This window comes from Dermacoccus sp. CCH2-D9 (genome assembly GCF_001556795.1).
GTDB classification, from domain to species: Bacteria; Actinomycetota; Actinomycetes; order Actinomycetales; family Dermatophilaceae; genus Dermacoccus; species Dermacoccus nishinomiyaensis.
The window spans coordinates 1-16,725 of the sequence record NZ_LSJT01000084.1; the positions used below are offsets into that span (position 1 = coordinate 1).

General features: G+C 68.7%; 12 protein-coding genes and 1 pseudogene. 9 read left to right on the top strand and 4 right to left on the bottom strand.

Annotated features, from left to right (window positions below):
* Nucleotides 1-264: 264 nt before the first annotated feature.
* Entirely contained in the window at nt 265-1,506 is a 1,242-nt protein-coding gene (gene clpX / locus AX669_RS07125) for an ATP-dependent Clp protease ATP-binding subunit ClpX (RefSeq protein WP_038567554.1), read from the top strand.
* A 66-nt stretch (nt 1,507-1,572) separates the two neighbouring features.
* Here clpX and valS read toward each other — a convergent pair whose 3' ends face one another.
* Nucleotides 1,573-4,287 carry a valine--tRNA ligase gene (gene valS, locus AX669_RS07130; protein WP_062257505.1) on the bottom strand — a complete coding sequence of 905 codons (2,715 nt, stop codon included), beginning with the start codon at nt 4,285-4,287 and terminating at the stop codon, nt 1,573-1,575.
* 176 nt (nt 4,288-4,463) lie between these two features.
* Here valS and AX669_RS07135 point away from each other — a divergent pair, with 176 nt between their 5' ends.
* Together AX669_RS07135 and AX669_RS07140 are read left to right on the top strand one after the other, a co-directional pair.
* Entirely contained in the window at nt 4,464-5,051 is a 588-nt protein-coding gene (locus AX669_RS07135) for a GAD-like domain-containing protein (protein WP_006944396.1), read from the top strand.
* Nucleotides 5,052-5,315: 264 nt separating this feature from the next.
* A complete protein-coding gene (locus AX669_RS07140) occupies nt 5,316-5,810 on the top strand; it encodes a DUF6584 family protein (protein WP_040014439.1) in 495 nt (164 codons plus the stop codon).
* A 37-nt stretch (nt 5,811-5,847) separates the two neighbouring features.
* Here AX669_RS07140 and AX669_RS07145 read toward each other — a convergent pair whose 3' ends face one another.
* Nucleotides 5,848-6,543: an SDR family oxidoreductase gene (locus tag AX669_RS07145; RefSeq protein ID WP_006944403.1), complete on the bottom strand. Its 696-nt coding sequence runs from the start codon at nt 6,541-6,543 to the stop codon at nt 5,848-5,850.
* A 631-nt stretch (nt 6,544-7,174) separates the two neighbouring features.
* On the opposite strand from AX669_RS07145, the gene ileS reads away from it, so the two are divergent.
* The 5 genes from ileS (at nt 7,175) to ndk (ending at nt 14,063) form a co-directional block, all read left to right on the top strand.
* On the top strand, nt 7,175-10,591 hold the full coding sequence (gene ileS, locus AX669_RS07150) for an isoleucine--tRNA ligase (RefSeq protein ID WP_082740685.1): 3,417 nt from the start codon (nt 7,175-7,177) through the stop codon (nt 10,589-10,591).
* On the top strand, nt 10,588-12,279 hold the full coding sequence (locus AX669_RS07155; protein ID WP_082740687.1) for a folylpolyglutamate synthase/dihydrofolate synthase family protein: 1,692 nt from the start codon (nt 10,588-10,590) through the stop codon (nt 12,277-12,279). The genes ileS and AX669_RS07155 overlap by 4 nt, the downstream gene beginning before the upstream one ends.
* Nucleotides 12,276-12,686, top strand: coding sequence for a DUF4233 domain-containing protein (locus tag AX669_RS07160; protein ID WP_006944394.1), 411 nt, complete (start codon nt 12,276-12,278; stop codon nt 12,684-12,686). Before AX669_RS07155 ends, AX669_RS07160 begins: the two co-directional genes overlap by 4 nt.
* Nucleotides 12,683-13,546, top strand: coding sequence for an undecaprenyl-diphosphate phosphatase (locus AX669_RS07165; protein WP_006944409.1), 864 nt, complete (start codon nt 12,683-12,685; stop codon nt 13,544-13,546). Before AX669_RS07160 ends, AX669_RS07165 begins: the two co-directional genes overlap by 4 nt.
* 97 nt (nt 13,547-13,643) lie before the next feature.
* A complete protein-coding gene (gene ndk, locus AX669_RS07170) occupies nt 13,644-14,063 on the top strand; it encodes a nucleoside-diphosphate kinase (protein WP_062257506.1) in 420 nt (139 codons plus the stop codon).
* Between the two features lie 298 nt (nt 14,064-14,361).
* Here ndk and AX669_RS07175 read toward each other — a convergent pair whose 3' ends face one another.
* A complete protein-coding gene (locus AX669_RS07175) occupies nt 14,362-14,709 on the bottom strand; it encodes a TraR/DksA family transcriptional regulator (RefSeq protein WP_062257508.1) in 348 nt (115 codons plus the stop codon).
* A pseudogene (locus AX669_RS14215) lies at nt 14,633-15,109 on the bottom strand (DUF2087 domain-containing protein); the annotation flags it as partial. The gene AX669_RS07175 and the pseudogene AX669_RS14215, both read right to left, overlap by 77 nt.
* 549 nt (nt 15,110-15,658) lie before the next feature.
* On the opposite strand from AX669_RS14215, the gene AX669_RS07185 reads away from it, so the two are divergent.
* A complete protein-coding gene (locus AX669_RS07185) occupies nt 15,659-16,684 on the top strand; it encodes a rod shape-determining protein (protein WP_074040534.1) in 1,026 nt (341 codons plus the stop codon).
* Nucleotides 16,685-16,725: the final 41 nt, after the last annotated feature.

Below are 16,725 nucleotides of genomic sequence, written 5' to 3' on the forward strand. Positions count from 1 at the left end.
CGTGGGGGGGTCTTCGAGCACGCGCAAAGGTTGTCCTGGCAAGGTGTCCTGGAAATGAACAACAGGTGTTGGTCGTGTGTCCATTTGAGAGTGATTCGCGACGCGAGGCGTGCGGGGACTCCGCGTCCGTTGCGCCCAGCGCGAACAGCCTTGGCCGGCGCCCGCCACGCGGGATTCAATGAGGGGCAGCGAGGGCCCCGTCGACTACCGTCGTCGGGTACGCACACCCGTCTCGCGGCGGGTCGCTCGACGAAGGGATGACGGATGGCACGCGTGGGAGAGAGCGGCGACCTGCTCAAGTGCTCGTTCTGTGGCAAGAGCCAGAAGTCGGTCAAGAAGCTCATCGCCGGCCCGGGCGTCTACATCTGCGACGAGTGCATCGACCTGTGCAACGAAATCATCGAGGAAGAGCTGACCGACTCGGTCGACATCGGCCTCGAGAAGCTGCCGAAGCCGCGCGAGATCTTCGACTTCCTGCGTGAGTACGTCATCGGACAGGACGCGGCGAAGCGCTCGCTCGCCGTCGCCGTCTACAACCACTACAAGCGCGTCCAGGCCGCCGAGGCGTCGGGGTCGAAGGATCCGGTCGAGATCGCGAAGTCGAACATCCTGCTCATCGGCCCCACGGGCTGCGGCAAGACCTACCTCGCGCAAACGATGGCGCGCATGCTCAACGTCCCGTTCGCCATCGCCGACGCGACGGCGCTGACGGAGGCCGGCTACGTCGGTGAGGACGTCGAGAACATCCTGCTCAAGCTGCTGCAGGCGAGTGATTTCGACACCAAGCGCGCCGAGACCGGCATCATCTACATCGACGAGATCGACAAGGTGGCGCGCAAGAGCGAGAACCCGTCGATCACGCGTGACGTCTCCGGTGAGGGCGTGCAGCAGGCGCTGCTCAAGATCCTCGAGGGGACGGCCGCGTCGGTGCCGCCGCAGGGCGGGCGCAAGCACCCGCATCAGGAGTTCATCCAGATCGACACGACGAACGTGCTGTTCATCGTCGGTGGCGCGTTCGCGGGCCTGGAGAAGATCATCGAGGACCGCAAGGGCAAGAAGGGGCTCGGCTTCGGCTCGCAGCTGCACCTGCCCGCCGGTGGGGATGCGTCGATGACCGACGTGCAGCCCGAGGACCTCATGAAGTTCGGTCTCATCCCCGAGTTCATCGGCCGCCTGCCCGTCATCACGACCGTCGAGCCGCTCGATCGCGAGGGCATGGTGAGCATCCTCACCGAGCCGAAGAACGCACTCGTCAAGCAGTACAAGCGCATGTTCGAGATCGACGGTGTGCAGCTCGAGTTCACACCAGACGCCCTCGACGCCGTCGCCGAGCAGGCGATGAGTCGCGGCACCGGCGCGCGCGGGTTGCGCGCCATCCTCGAAGAGGTCCTGCTGCCCGTCATGTTCGACGTGCCGAGCGAGGACGACATCGACAAGGTCGTCATCACGCGCGAGGTCGTGCTCGACCGCATCACCCCGACGATCGTGCGACGTCGCGCTGCCTGACGCGCGCGTCCTGACGTACTGAGAGCCGCGATCCTGCCTGGCAGGGTCGCGGCTCTCAGTCGTTCGTCAGTTCTTGACCTTCGGCGGGGGAGCGAGCAGCTCGGTGTCGCGCACGAGCAGGACGCCGTTCTCCGTCTCCTCCTCGACGCTCGTCATGGCGCTGATGCGACCGGCTGCGCGCAGGTCGGCTTCACCCTTGGTTGCGGCGGCGAGGGCCGCCGCCGGGCCGGCGAGCGTCATCGCCGTCACCTCGGCGCGCATGCCGAGCTTGGCCTCTGACTTCGCGCGGCGCACACCGGCGAGAGCCTGAGACACGGCGGTGAGGACGAGCGGGTCACCGTCGGGCAGGGACGCGAGCTCGTCGCGCGTCGGCCAGGTGGCGCGGTGCACCGACTCGGCGTGCTGCCACGACCACACCTCTTCGGTGGCGTATGGCAGGAACGGCGCGAACAGGCGCAGCAGGACGTCGAGCGCGATGCGGACGGCGGCACGCGCCGACGCCGACTCGGCCTCGGCGAATTCACCGTCACGGTTGTTGGCGCGCTCCTTGACGAGCTCGATGTAGTCGTCGCAGAACGCCCAGAAGAACGTCTCCGTCAACTCGAGCGAACGCGTGTAGTCCCACGTCTGGAAGCTCTTCGTCGCGTTCTCGACGACGTCGCGCAGGGCCGTCAGCAGCGAGACGTCGAGAGGCTGCGTGACGTGCGGCAGCAGCGCCTCGACCGTCGGTGCAGCGTCGGCATCGGGCGTCACCGGAGGCGTCATGAGCGCGAACTTGGAGGCGTTCAGCACCTTCATCGCGAGGCGACGGCCGACCTTCATCTGGCCCGTGTCGTAGGCGGCGTCCGTCCCGAGGCGGCCCGAGGCGGCCCAGTAGCGCACGGCATCGGCGCCGAACTCCCTGACGACGTCCTCCGGTGTCTGCGCATTGCCCTTCGACTTCGACATCTTCTTGCGGTCGGGGTCGAGGATCCAGCCGGAGATGGCGGTGTTCTTCCACGGCACGGTGCCGTTCTCGTGATGGGCGCGCACGACCGTCGCGAACAGCCAGGTGCGGATGATGTCGTGGCCCTGGGGGCGCATGTCCATCGGGAAGATCTTGTCGAACAGCTCGGGGTCGCTCTTGTGCGCCTTGCCGTCGGCGATCGGCCAGCCCGTCGCGATCTGCGGGGAGAGCGACGACGTCGCCCACGTGTCCATGACGTCGGGGTCGGCGATGAACCCGCCGGCCCGGCCGCGCTGGCTCTCGTCGTAGCCCTTCGGCGCCTGGCCCTGCGGGTCGATCGGCAGCTCGGACTCGTCGGGCACGATCGGGTTGTCGTAGTCGGCCTCGCCGTTCGCGTCCAGCGGGTACCAGATCGGGAACGGGACGCCGAAGAAACGCTGACGGCTGATGAGCCAGTCGCCGTTGAGGCCCTCGATCCAGTTCGTGTAGCGGCTCTGCATGAACGTGGGGTGCCAGTCGATCTCGTTGCCACGAGCGACGAGCGCCGACTGCAGATCCTTGTCACGGCCACCGTTGCGGATGTACCACTGGCGGCTCGTCACGATCTCGAGGGGCTTGTCGCCCTTCTCGAAGAAGTTGGCCTTGCGCTGCGTCTTCTTCGGCTCGCCGTCGAGGTCACCGGAGGCGATGAGCGCCTTGACGACGTTCTCGCGTGCGGTGAACGTCGTCTTCGTCGCGAGCTCGTCGGCGAACAGCTGCTCACCCGGGCCGCCCGCGATCCACTCGGGCAGCTCGCCCGTGATGCGGCCGTTGCGCGTGATGATCGAGCGCGTCGGCAGCTGCAGCTCGCGCCACCACTGGACGTCGGTGAGGTCACCGAAGGTGCAGCACATGGCGATGCCGGCGCCCTTGTCCATCTCGGCGCTCGGGTGCGCGAGGACGGGGATCTCGACGTCGAACAGCGGGCTCTTCACCTTCGTGCCGAACAGCGGCTGGTAGCGCTCGTCGTCGGGGTGGGCGATGAGGGCGACGCAGGCGGGCAGCAGTTCGGGGCGCGTCGTCTCGATGTAGACGTTCTCGCCGTCGCTCGTGTGGAAGGCGACGCGGTGGTAGGCGCCCGGGTAGTCGCGTGCCTCGAGCTCGGCCTGGGCGACGGCCGTCTGGAACGTGACGTCCCACAGGCCCGGGGCCTCCTGCTGGTAGGCCTCGCCGCGCTTCAGGTTGCGCAGGAACGCCTGCTGCGCGACGGCGCGTGAGCGCTCGTCGATCGTGCGGTACTGCACGTTCCAGTCGACGCTGATACCGAGGCGGCGGAAGAGTGCCTCGAAGGTCTCCTCGTCCTTGACGGTGAGCACGTCGCACAGCTCGATGAAGTTCTTGCGCCCGATCGGCTGCTGGTCGGCGGCCTTGACGCTCTTGCCCTCGGCGCCCTCGAGTGGCGGGGTGTAGTTCTCGATGTAGGGCTTCGTCGCGTCGCCGCGCACGCCGTAGTAGTTCTGGACGCGACGCTCCGTCGGCAGGCCGTTGTCGTCCCAACCGATCGGGTAGAAGACCTCGCGTCCCTGCATGCGCTGGTAGCGCGCCATGCAGTCGGTGTGGGTGTAGCTGAACACGTGCCCGACGTGCAGGCTGCCCGATGCGGTCGGCGGGGGAGTGTCGATGCCGAAGACCTGCTCGCGCGGCAGCTGTAGGGCGCGCTCACGGTCGAACGTGTACGTGCCGCGTTCCTTCCATACCTGGCCCCAGACGTCCTCGAGGCCGTCGACGGTGGGCTTGTCGGGCATCGTGCGGGCGCCGGGGGGCGTCCGCTGGGCTGGGGTGGTGTCGGAAGTCATGGGGTCATTTTTCCATGCCTGACGTCCTGGTGCGACCGGCGGCGACGAGGCGGGCTCGGTGCGACAACGCCGGGGCGGGGGCCTAGGCTATGAGCAGATGGTCGGCGACGCGCCCACATGCCGGGCGCGTAGGAGAATCAGGGCGAGACGTCGCTCGGACGAGGGAGCACACGAACATGAACGCCACGCCGCGCGGCGCCGCCGCGATCGAGCCCTTCGTCGCGCGTTTCGCGCCGAGCGACGTCACCCCCGTGGGGCCCGCGTTCGTCGAGTACGCGGCCGACCGGCTGCCGCAGTCGCTGCTCGCGCTGTACCGCGATCACGGCATCGGCTGGTACGGCAAGCAGGAGCTGCAGCTCGTCGACCCCGCCGTGTGGACGCCCGTGCTGCAGGAGTGGTTCGGTGTCGGCGTCGCGAGCATCCCGTTCGCCGTCACGAGCTTCGGGCACGTGTATCACCTCGACGAGGACGGCCGCGTGCAGTGCCTCGACCCGCACTTCCTGACCAACCTCGTCGTTGCAGAGTCGGCCGACGAGTTCTTCGCCGAGCACCTCGTCGGGCCGTCGTCGCACCTCGCGGACCTGCGCGGACCGCACCAGGGTGCGCGCACCAAGCTGGGGCTGCTCGGTGAGGGCGAGCTCTACTCGTTCACGCCGATGCTGCCGCTCGGCGGCACCGTCAGCCCCGACGCACTGACGAAGGGTGACGGCGTCCAGCACGCCCTCCTGACGCACCGCATGGTGCGCGAGCAGCGTCAGCGCTGATCCGCCAGCCTGTGGTCATGCGCTGACCTGCGGGAGCCCCGAACACCCACCTCGGTGAGGATCGACAAAGCACGCCCCACTTCAATGGAAGTGGGGCGTGTTTTGTCATACCGGGCGAATGGCGCGCCAGCGCTGAGCGAGTGACGTGCAGGTGCTCGGGCACCACGTCGACAAGCCCCGCAACCTCGCCAAGTCGGTGACGGTGGAATGACGCGCTGAGAATGGGGTCGTGCGTCGGCCCGCCGGTAGGGCATCATCAGGGCCATGACCGCCCTCGACAGAGCCCGCGGCGACATTGCGCAAGGCCGCCTCTGGATGGCTCGTCAGCGCTTGACGAGTTATCTCGTGGAGTCGCCCGACGACGAGGTCATCGCGCTGCTCGCGCAGGTGCACCTCGAGATGGGGGATCTGCCCGCGGCGGGCGCGCTGCTCTTCGTCCTGGGGCGCGACGACGAAGTGGCGCGAGAAGCAATTGCCGCGTGGCGGACCTTCCGCGGAGGGCCTGCGGCGCAGTGGCGCAGCATCCCCAGACGGGTTCGCATGGTGTCCACGGCGCCGCAGGTTGCGCAGTTGCGTGTCGAGGCGGGCGAGCCGCGGCGATGGCACGGGGATCGGGCCCCGCAGGAGGGCTACACAGCCGGCTGGCGTGAACGCGCCGGAGACATCGGGTGCGGATTGACGATCGTGCTGGTCACTTCGTGGAGCCTCTTCCTCATGCTGTGGGGCGCGTGGAGTTTCTCTCAGTGGGTGCTGCACTGACCAGGGACACGCGTGCCCATGGTGTCGCTCAGGTGATTCATCGCGGGCCGGGGCGGACGGAGATCATGTCGACGTTCGCGTCCGGCGTCGCCGTGAGGGCGAGGCGGGCGGCGCTCGCGACCGACTCGGGCCGCAGGTAGTTCGCCTCGTCGTACTCGCGGCCCTCGAAGGAATTGAGCTCGACCTGCATGTCGGTCGCCACCCGCCCCGGGTGCACGGACGAGACGCGGATCCCCCTCGGGCGCAGCTCCTCTCGCATCGCGTCCGTGAGGGCGCGGGCTGCGAACTTCGACGCCGAGTAGACGCCGCCGGGGCCACCCGCCGTCAGCCCCGAACCGGAGTTGATGACGACGACGGTGCCGCGAGCCGCCTCCAGGGCGGGCAGGAGCAGCCGCGTCAGATCGGCGACGGCGACGACGTTGATCTCGAACGTGCGGCGCCAGTCGTCACGACGCAGATCCGTCAGCGCGCCGCTGCCGAGCACACCGGCGGAGTGGACGACGCCGTCGAGACGCGTCAATCCGAGAGCTTCGACGGCGCGAGTCGTCGAGGCCTCGTCCGCCAGATCCGCGACGAACGGCCGGGCGTTCTCGTATCGCGCACACGCCTCGGCCACGGCGTCGGCGGACGTGCCGCCGATGATGAGGTCGTGATCGGCGGCCAGGGCGTCACAGATGGCGCGGCCGATGCCGCGCGTACCGCCGGTGACGAGGACGGTGGGGCGAGACGTCATGATGTTCTCCTCAAAAGGGTGGGCCCGTCGACAGGCATGGTCGGCAGGGCGGCGGGGCTGGACTCACGGTAACGAAGACCTGGCGGCGGGCCCGGCTCCGTCTGCTCGGTGGGCCCGTTGCTGCGCTTCCCGGCCCCACAGATCCTGCCCGCAGCGGCCGGTTTCTCAGCTGCCCGAGAATCGTGCATCTGCACGAGGAATGTGCGTCATGAAAGTCGTGCAGATGCACATTACTCATGCAGTCGGCCCGGGCTGGTCGACTCACCACTGGTGCAGCTGGTCCGGGCTCGTCGAGTCGCTCCGGGGCAGGTGGCAACAGGCCGGGGGCACCGGCTTGCCCGTGCGATCGAGCACTCCGCCACGGCGGGTAGCATGGTGGCAACGACGTTCGAGCCGTCATCAGCGGCGAGTCCCCGGAAGAACAGGTTGCGCACACCGCGAGCGCACCCCAGTAGAACCGGGCGGGAGTGGCCCGTCACAGCCGGCATGAAGCGGTCATGTCGCTCCTCGTGCGCCCGCCACCGGGCGAGAGCGCGGGTTCGAGATGGCAAGCAAGGTGGTACCGCGGCCACCCGGCACACGCCGGCGACGTCGTCCTTGCTCGACGATCTGACGCGCAAAGGATGCCACCATGACCTACCCCAAGGTCGACCTCACGCGAGAGCACGCGGCAGCGACCCCCGATGACGCAGCGGGAGCGGCCGCCACGACCCCCGGCACCGGCGAGGCGTTCGGCATCCCCAAGGGCGTGCCGAGCAGCCCGAACTTCCCGTCCATCGAGAAGGCCGTCCTCGACTACTGGCGGCGCGACGACACGTTCCAGGCCTCGATCGAGCAGCGCGACGCCGGCGAGAACGGCGACAACGAGTTCGTCTTCTACGACGGCCCGCCCTTCGCGAACGGCCTGCCGCACTACGGCCACCTGCTGACGGGTTACGTCAAGGACCTCGTGCCGCGCTACATGACGATGCGCGGCAAGCGCGTCGACCGCGTCTTCGGCTGGGACACGCACGGCCTGCCCGCGGAGCTCGAGGCGATGCGCCAGCTCGGCCTCAAGACCAAGGACGACATCCTCGACATGGGGATCGAGAAGTTCAACGACGCCGCGAAGAAGAGCGTCATGAAATACGCCTCCGACTGGGAGGACTACGTCACCCGCATGGGCCGCTGGGTCGACTTCGAGCGCGGCTACCGCACGTACAACTCGGGCTACATGGAGTCGGTCATCTGGGCGTTCAAGTCGCTCTACGACAAGGGCCTCATCTACGAGGGCCTGCGCGTGCTGCCGTACTGCTGGAACGACGAGACGCCGCTGTCCAACCACGAGCTGCGCATGGACGAGGACGTCTACAAGAACCGTCAGGACCCGGCGGTGACGGTCGGTTTCACGCTCGAGACGGGGGAGAAGGCCCTCATCTGGACGACGACGCCGTGGACGCTTCCGAGCAACCTCGCCGTCTCCGTCGGCCCGGACATCGACTACGTCGTCGTCGAGGCCTCCGGCCCGACCGGCAGCGACGAGAAGTACGTCATCGCCGAGGCGCGCCTCGCGGCCTACAGCAAGGACCTGTTCGGCGAGAAGCTCGACGCCGACGCGCTTGCCGCGAAGGTCGTGCGTCGCATGAAGGGCTCCGAGCTCGTCGGCCTCACCTACACCGCGCCGTTCACGTACTTCCTCGACGACGAGCGCGTCGTGGGCAAGGCGTGGCGCATCCTGTCGGCCGACTACGTCACGACCGACGACGGTACGGGCCTCGTCCACATGGCTCCCGCGTTCGGTGAGGAGGACAAGGCCGCGACCGACGCGGCCGGCATCCCCGTCGTCGTGCCCGTCGGCCCCGACGGCCGGTTCACCTACCCGGTGAGCGACTACGAGGGCATGCAGGTGTTCGACGCGAACCCGCACGTCATCGACCACCTCAAAGCGGCGACCAAGGGCGACATTGCGAACGCCGGGCACGCCAGCGACGGCACCGTCCTCGTGCGCCGCGAGAGCTACGACCACTCCTACCCGCACTGCTGGCGCTGCCGTCAGCCGCTCATCTACATGGCGGTGAGCTCCTGGTTCGTCGAGGTGACGGCGATCAAGGAGCGCATGCTCGCGCTCAACGAGGAGATCGACTGGGTGCCGGGCAACGTCAAGCACGGCCAGTTCGGCAAATGGCTCGAGAACGCGCGCGACTGGTCGATCACCCGAAACCGCTTCTGGGGCAGCCCCGTTCCCGTCTGGAAGTCGGACAGTCCCGAGTGCCCGCGCCTCGACGTCTACGGTTCGTTCGAGGAGATCGAACGTGACTTCGGCGCCTTGCCCCGCAATGCTGACGGCGAGGTCGACCTGCACCGTCCGTTCGTCGACGAGTTGACGCGCCCGAACCCCGACGACCCGTCGGGGAAGTCGACGATGCGTCGGGTCGACGACGTCCTCGACGTCTGGTTCGACTCGGGCTCGATGAGCTACGCGCAGGTGCACTACCCGATGGAGAACGAGGCGTGGTTCGAGAACCACTTCCCGGCCGACTTCATCGTCGAGTACATCGGTCAGACGCGCGGCTGGTTCTACACGCTGCACATCCTCGCGACGGCGCTGTTCGACAAGCCCGCGTTCTCCTCCGTCATCTGCCACGGCATCGTGCTCGGCAGCGACGGGCAGAAGATGAGCAAGTCGCTGCGCAACTACCCGGACGTGTCCGAGGTGTTCGACCGTGACGGCGCCGACGCGATGCGCTGGTTCCTCATGTCGAGCCCGATCCTGCGCGGCGGCAACCTGTCCGTCACCGAGCAGGGCATCCGTGACGGCGTGCGTCAGGTCATGATGCCGCTGTGGAACGCGTACTCGTTCTTCGCGCTCTACGCGAACGCCGCAAACGGTGGTGAGGGTTACGACGCGCAGTGGTCGACGGCGTCGAACGACGTGCTAGACCGTTACCTGCTCGCCAAGCTGCACGACTTCGTCGCGCAGGTGCAGACGCAGATGGACGCGTACGACATCGCGGGGGCGTGCGACAGCGTCCGCAGCTTCCTCGACGTGCTGACGAACTGGTACATCCGCCGCAGCCGCGAGCGGTTCTGGGGCACCGGATCGTCCGCGAGCACGGGCACCGAGCACGAGGCGTCGAGCAACGAGGCGTTCGACACGCTCTACACCGCGCTCGAGGTCGTGACGCGCGCCGCCGCGCCGCTGCTGCCGTTCGAGACCGAGCAGATCTGGCGCGGCCTGACGGGCGGACGCTCGGTGCACCTCACCGACTTCCCCGTCGCCGGCGACCTGCCCGCGGACGCCGACCTCGTCACGGCGATGGACCGCGCCCGTGAGGTGTGCTCCGCGACGCTCGCCATCCGAAAGGCCGAGAAGCTGCGCGTGCGCCTGCCGCTGGAGTCGGTGACGTTCGTCGGTGAGAACCCGCACCCGTTGGAGCAGTTCGCCGATCTGATCTCCGACGAGGTCAACGTCAAGAACGTCGTGCTCGCCGACTCGGCGAACGTCGACGCGGATGCGCTCGGCGTCAGCCGGCGCCTCACCGTCAACGCTCGCGCGGCCGGCCCTCGGCTCGGCAAGAACGTGCAGCAAGCCATCAAGGGCAGCAAGTCCGGTGACTGGTCGCTGGGCGCCGACGGCGTCGTCACCGCCGGTGGGCTCGCGCTCGAGGAAGGCGAGTACACGCTCGACATGGTCGTCGACACCGAGAAGGCCGGCGCCGACACAGCCGCCGGGATGCTGCCCGGTGGTGGCTTCGTCGTCCTCAACACGCAGGTGACGCCGGAGCTCGCCGCCGAGGGCCTCGCGCGCGACATCGTGCGCGCCGTTCAGCAGGCCCGGCGCGACGCCGGTCTCGACATCTCCGACCGTATCTCGCTCACCATCACCGGTGACGACGAGGTGTGGGCGGCGACCGTCGCGCACCAGGACCTCATCATGCGTGAGACGCTCGCGGTGCAGTTCGGTTCGGCGGGCGCGGCGCACCAGCTGCCCGACGGCGTCGGCACGAGCGTCGAGGTCGGCGACAAGCAGCAGGTGCGTATCGTCGTGAAGAAGGTGGAGAACAAATGAGCGACCAGCGTCCGCGCGACGAGAACGACTACGACGGCGACGGATTGGACGGCGCCGACGTCAACGAACACCTCGTCGAGGGTGAGAGCCCCCGCGACGGGTACGCGACATTCGGCATCCAGGGCGAATCGTTCGGACACGCGAACGAGGAGATGGATCTCGACGAGTACGTCGCCGAGCACGTCATCGGTGACGGCTCGGCCGGCCCGGGCGCTGAGACGGGCGACGCCGCCGACCCCACGGAGCGCGCCCTGACGACGGGCATCGTCGGCGACAACCTCGTGAGCAAGAAGGCCCAGCGCAGCGGCGACCCCCGGGCCGCCGCTCGCGAGGCCGAGGAAGCTGCAGCGCTGCGGCTGCGGGCGCGCGAGATCGAGGACGAGATCCTCGCGCGCACCCCGGAGAACAACCCCGAACCGTCCCTCGAACGTGTGCGTCGCGCGATGGAACTGCTCGGCGACCCGCAGACGAGCTTCCCGATGATCCACCTCACGGGCACGAACGGCAAGACGTCGACGACCCGCATCCTCGAGCGGCTCGTGCGCGAACACGGTTTGAAGACAGGGCGGTTCACCTCACCGCACCTGCACGACTTCCGTGAGCGCATCAGCCTCGACGGCGAACCCGTCGACGTCGAACGACTCGTGCGCGTGTGGGACGACATCGAACCGTTCATCGCGATCGTCGACCACGAGAGCACGAGCAACGGCGGCGTGCGGATGACGTACTTCGAGGTCATCGTCGTCCTCGCCTACGCCGTGTTCGCGGACGCGCCCGTCGACGTCGCAATCGTCGAGGTCGGCCTCGGCGGCGCGTGGGACGCGACGAACGTCGCCGACGGCGTCGTCAGCGTCGTCACGCCCGTGGCGCTCGATCACCAGCGGCTGCTCGGTGACACGGTCGAGGACATCGCGCACGAGAAGAAGGGCATCATCAAGCCCGGCGCGTTCGCCGTCGTCGCCGCGCAGGTGCCGGAGGTCGACGAGATCCTGCGCGAACAGTGCCTCGAGGTCGACGCGACGATGCTGCGCGAGGGCGACGCGTACGCCGTCACCGCGCGCGAGGCGGCCGTCGGCGGGCAGATGATCTCCGTCAAGGGCCTCGCCGGCGAGTACGACGACCTCTTCCTGCCCCTGTTCGGCGCGCACCAGGCACACAACGCCGCGACGGCGATCGCCGCCGTCGAGGCGTTCCTCGGGGGAGGAGAGACTAAGATCGACGACGGCGTGCTGCGCGCCGCGCTCGACGCCGTCACCTCGCCCGGGCGACTCGAGGTCGTGCGGCGCTCGCCGACAGTCCTCGTCGACGCCGCGCACAACCCGGCCGGCGCGCAGGCACTGCGTGAGGCGCTCGCGGATTCCTTCCAGTTCAACCGCCTCGTCGGGCTCGTCGCCGTGCTCGCCGACAAGGACGCCGAAGAGCTGCTGCTCGCGCTCGAACCGACGCTCGACCACGTCGTCGTCACGCGCAACACGTCGCCGCGCTCGATGGATCCGCGCGAACTCGGCCAGCTCGCCGCCGAACTGTACGGCGACGATCGCGTCACCGTCGTCGACAGCCTGCCGGACGCCCTCGACCGCGCGGCGGCCCTCGCCGACGACGAAGGCGTCGGAGGTGGCGTCCTCGCGACGGGCTCCGTCGTCACGGCCGCGGACGTGCGCATGCTGCTGGGGGTGACGTCGTCATGATCGCCGAATGGATCCGTCGCCTCCGCTTCACCGGCGTCGGCGAGAAAAAGACGCGACAGCTCGCGGGCGCCGTCATCGGCTGCCAGGCGTTCGTCCTGTTCTTCTTCGCGCTCGTCGCGTGGGGCCTCGACCACTCCCGGCACCCCGACGGTGGCGGCAACGCGACGACGTTGCTCTGGGTCGGCATTGCGCTGGCTGTGCTCTGCCTGTATTCCAGCGCGTCGATGCGCAAACCGCTCGGCATTCCGTTGGGATGGGTGCTGCAGGCAGCGACGCTGCTCACCGCGTTCATCGTCCCGTCCATGCTCGTCGTCGGCCTCATCTTCCTCTCGCTGTGGATCACCGCGCTCGTACAGGGCGACAAGATGGACGAGCTCACCCGTAACTTCATGAGGGAGTATTCATGAACTGGCTCGAGGCCGTCGTCCTCGGCATCGTGCAAGGGCTCACCGAGTTCCTGCCGATCTCGTCGTCGGCGCACCAACTGCTCGTCGGTCGCGTGTTCTTCGACAACGACGGCGGCGGCGCCGCGTTCACCGCCATCAACCAGCTCGGCACGGAGACGGCCGTCCTCGTGTACTTCTGGAAGGACATCGTCCGCATCATCAAGGCGTGGTTCGGCTCGCTGCGCGGCCACGTCGCGAAGGACGACCCCGACGCGCGGATGGGCTGGCTCGTCATCATCGGCACCCTGCCGATCGGCATCCTCGGCATCCTGTTCAAGAGCGCGATCGAGGGCACGCTGCGCAACCTGTGGATCACCGCGACGATGCTGCTCGTCTTCGCGCTCGTCATCATGCTGGCCGATGTCGTCTCCGACAAGCGCGTCGAGGAAGGCCATCACGAGAAGGGCCTGGACGAGCTGACGTGGGCCGACGGCGTCAAGTACGGCTTCTTCCAGGCACTCGCCCTCATCCCCGGCGTCTCGCGCTCGGGCGGCACCGTCGCCGGTGGTCTGTTCATGGGCTACTCCCGACCCGCCGCGGCTCGCTACTCGTTCCTGCTCGCCATCCCGGCGGTGCTGTCGTCCGGCCTGCTCGAACTCATGGACGTCATCAGCAAGGGCAAGGATCACGACTCCGGCAGTTGGGGCATGATCGCCATCGCGACACTGCTCGCGTTCGGTGTCGGCTACGCCGTCATCTCCTGGTTCATGCGATACATCTCGACGCACAACTTCCGCCCGTTCGTCATCTACCGCATCGCGCTCGCACTCGTCGTCTTCGGGCTGCTCGCGACCGGCACGATCGACGCCGCCGTCAACTGAGCGATCCACGCGCCCGCCGCGACGAACGGCATTCATGATCTGCCCCCGACCTTCGATAGGTTGGGGGCAGATCCGCACTCTCTGCCTGGAGGACACCATGACCGCACAGCTCGAACGCTCCCTCGTCATCATCAAGCCCGACGGCTACCGCCGCGGCCTCACCGGCGAGGTGCTGCGCCGCATCGAAGCGAAGGGCTACACGATCGCCAAGCTGCAGGTGACGGAGGCGACGCGCGACCAGCTCGCTGCGCACTACGCCGAACACGAAGGCAAGCCCTTCTACGAACCGCTCGTCGAATTCATGAGCTCCGGCCCCATCGTCGTCGCGGTCATCGAAGGCAACGACTGCATCAAGGGCTTCCGCTCCCTCGCCGGCGCCACCAACCCCACCGAAGCGGCCCCCGGATCCATCCGCGGCGACCTCGGCCGCGACTGGGGCCTCAAGGTGCAGCAGAACATCGTCCACGGTTCCGACTCCACCGAATCCGCCGAACGCGAGATCGCGATCTGGTTCTGACCTTCCCTCGCTGTGTCTTCCGGTGAGCGACAGGTGTGGGCTCGCAGGCTCGCCCACACCTGTCGCTCGCTCGGTGCGACACAGCTTCGGGCGGGATGACGGACGCCGCCTCGACCGCTCACCTCGCACGCTCGGTGTCCGGCCGGGGCGGCGTCCGTCATCCCGGGCCCGCGTTCGCGTGGATCGAGGGTCGGTTCCGGTGAGGCGCTGATCGGATGCGCATGCCACCGAGCGAGGATCGGTGTGCGGTGAGGCGTTGACTGCACATCGGGCTCACCCGGACGGCAGGGGGTGGGGCTCAGCGCGCTGCCGCGCACGTAACGCAGCGGGTGGCTGTCGGGCGAGCCTCGAGACGAGCGTCCGGAATCGTCGCGCCGCAGCGTTCGCACACACCGAACGTTCCCACGTCGACGCGTGCGAGCGCAGCGTCGATCGCAGCGAGTCGGCCACGTCCCTCGTCAGCCAGCGACGAGACCTGGGCCCGGGCGACGGCGACCGTCGAACCCTCCGGGTCGTGCTCGTCGTCGATGTTCGCATCGCGCGCCGACTCGACGATGTCGGCCCAACTCTCATCCAACCCCCGCAGGCGAGCCACCGTCTCCCGACGTTTCTCGACCAGCAGCGCGCGAGCAGCGTCCGGGGTCATGCCCCCATCGTACGGTCACCGTCGGCCAACCCGCCACGGCACCGGGACGAGCGACAGTGGGCCGAGCTGCACCGCAGTGCGTCGCGTCGGGACGGGGACGCCTCAAGACGACCGCCGCGTCACGCGCCCCGTCGAAGTGCCACGACGAAGCGCCACGCCGGGCGTCACCGCTGCGGCGTGCGCTGCCACAGCGCCGCGAACACGTCGGCCTCCTCGCGGGGAAACTCCTGGCCCACCGCGTGTCGCGGGCCGGTGGCGCAGGTGCCAACGTGTACTCACCCGCTTCGCGCCGGAGACAACCGACGTTGACGAGCTCGCAGCGCGGATACGCAGGGTCCTCGTGGACCTCAGCCAGCATCCGCGACACCTCGGCCTCCGGGTACGCTCGACGCGGTTCGAAACGCGTGACGAGACGAGGAGCACGGCCATGCGCTTCGTTCGCTTCGTGGGGATGGTGCGCAGGCGGCTGTCGTCGAAGAACTGACGAGCCGACTTCCCCAGAGCCGTCGGGATGATGGGGTCCTGGGCGAGAGGGCTTGGCGCGCCGTTCGGGATGGGGGACGCCGCCCGGTCGGTCGGAGGCTGTTCGATCGCAGGCTGCGTCCGCGTCAGTTCGGTGCGTGCCTGCAGGTAGGTCGCGTCAGACGCGGCCATCCGGGCGCGCACGAACTTCTTGAAATCGGCATCTCGGGTCATGTCAATCGCTTTCGCGCGTCGAGAACGCCCCAGCCGCACGACGCGTCAGGCGCATGCTGCGGGAGATGATCCGCCTGAGAATCCGCTTCCCTTCGCTCCGACGCATCCGGGCTGAGGCCGGGCGTGAGCTGGGCGCAGGCGGCGCCACGGTCATCGTGCCGTGCCGGCGCGGCGCGGCGCCCGGCCAGCGAATTTGCGTCCGCCCCTTGCTCGGCGAACGGCGGCACCCAGACAACTTTGAAATACTCACCCGGTGCTCGGACGACTGAAGACCCCCTCGCGTGATCTCGCGATCGACCTCGGGACCGCGCACACGCTCGTCTACGAGAGCGGGCAGGGCATCGTCGTCGACGAACCCAGCGTCGTCGCACTCGACGCGGCGACCGGCGACCTGCTCGCCGCCGGCCACGACGCCAAGGAGATGCTCGGACGAGCCCCCGGGCGCGTCTCCGTCGTCCGCCCCCTCGTCGGCGGCGTCATCAGCGACGCCGACGCCGCCGAGCGCATGCTGCGCTACTTCATCGCCCGCTCGCGACCCTCCCGCCTCATCCGCCCACGCGTCGTCGTCTGCGTCCCCTCGGAGGTGACCGGCGTCGAACGCCGCGCCCTCGAGGACGCCGCGATGCGCGCCGGCGCGCGCCACGTCGACGTCATCGAAGAAGCCGTCGCCGCCGCAGTCGGCGCCGGGCTCAACGTGCAGGCCACGCAGGCGTCGATGGTCGTCGACATCGGCGGCGGCACGAGCGACGTCGCCGTCACGAGCCTCGGCGGGGTCGTGCGCTCACGCTCCGTCCGCCTCGGCGGCCACGAACTCGACGACGCGATCGCAGCCCACCTGAAGAACGAATACGCGCTGCTGCTCGGCGAACGCACCGCCGAACGCATCAAGCTCGACGTCGGCAGCGCCTTCCCGCTCACCGAGGAACTGACGTGCGAGGTGCGCGGACGCGACCTCATCGGTGGGCTGCCGCGCAGCGTCACCGTGACGAGCGTCGAGATCCGGCGCGCGCTGGAACCGACCCTGCTCGCGATCTGCGACACCGTCCGCGCCACCCTCGACGCATGCCCGCCGGAGCTGGCCGGCGACATCCTCGACACCGGCATCGTCCTGACCGGCGGGGGAGCGCAGCTGCGCGGGCTCGACGTGCGCCTGCACCACGAACTCGCCGTTCCCGTCCGCGTCGCCGCCGACCCGGCGAACGCCGTCGTCCTCGGCGCCGGTGCGTGCGTCGAGAACTACGACCTCATGCGTGGGCTGCTCATGCCCGTGACGCGGTGAAGAACCCGCGCCGGGCGCGAACAAGGTCGACGTCGTCACCG

What these genes read in the sequence shown, in the direction of transcription:
- clpX (WP_038567554.1), top strand. Translation starts at nt 265, where the DNA reads ATGGCACGCGTGGGAGAGAGCGGCGACCTGCTCAAGTGCTCGTTCTGT.
- valS (WP_062257505.1), bottom strand. Translation starts at nt 4,287, where the DNA reads ATGACTTCCGACACCACCCCAGCCCAGCGGACGCCCCCCGGCGCCCGC.
- AX669_RS07135 (WP_006944396.1), top strand. Translation starts at nt 4,464, where the DNA reads ATGAACGCCACGCCGCGCGGCGCCGCCGCGATCGAGCCCTTCGTCGCG.
- AX669_RS07140 (WP_040014439.1), top strand. Translation starts at nt 5,316, where the DNA reads ATGACCGCCCTCGACAGAGCCCGCGGCGACATTGCGCAAGGCCGCCTC.
- AX669_RS07145 (WP_006944403.1), bottom strand. Translation starts at nt 6,543, where the DNA reads ATGACGTCTCGCCCCACCGTCCTCGTCACCGGCGGTACGCGCGGCATC.
- ileS (WP_082740685.1), top strand. Translation starts at nt 7,175, where the DNA reads ATGACCTACCCCAAGGTCGACCTCACGCGAGAGCACGCGGCAGCGACC.
- AX669_RS07155 (WP_082740687.1), top strand. Translation starts at nt 10,588, where the DNA reads ATGAGCGACCAGCGTCCGCGCGACGAGAACGACTACGACGGCGACGGA.
- AX669_RS07160 (WP_006944394.1), top strand. Translation starts at nt 12,276, where the DNA reads ATGATCGCCGAATGGATCCGTCGCCTCCGCTTCACCGGCGTCGGCGAG.
- AX669_RS07165 (WP_006944409.1), top strand. Translation starts at nt 12,683, where the DNA reads ATGAACTGGCTCGAGGCCGTCGTCCTCGGCATCGTGCAAGGGCTCACC.
- ndk (WP_062257506.1), top strand. Translation starts at nt 13,644, where the DNA reads ATGACCGCACAGCTCGAACGCTCCCTCGTCATCATCAAGCCCGACGGC.
- AX669_RS07175 (WP_062257508.1), bottom strand. Translation starts at nt 14,709, where the DNA reads ATGACCCCGGACGCTGCTCGCGCGCTGCTGGTCGAGAAACGTCGGGAG.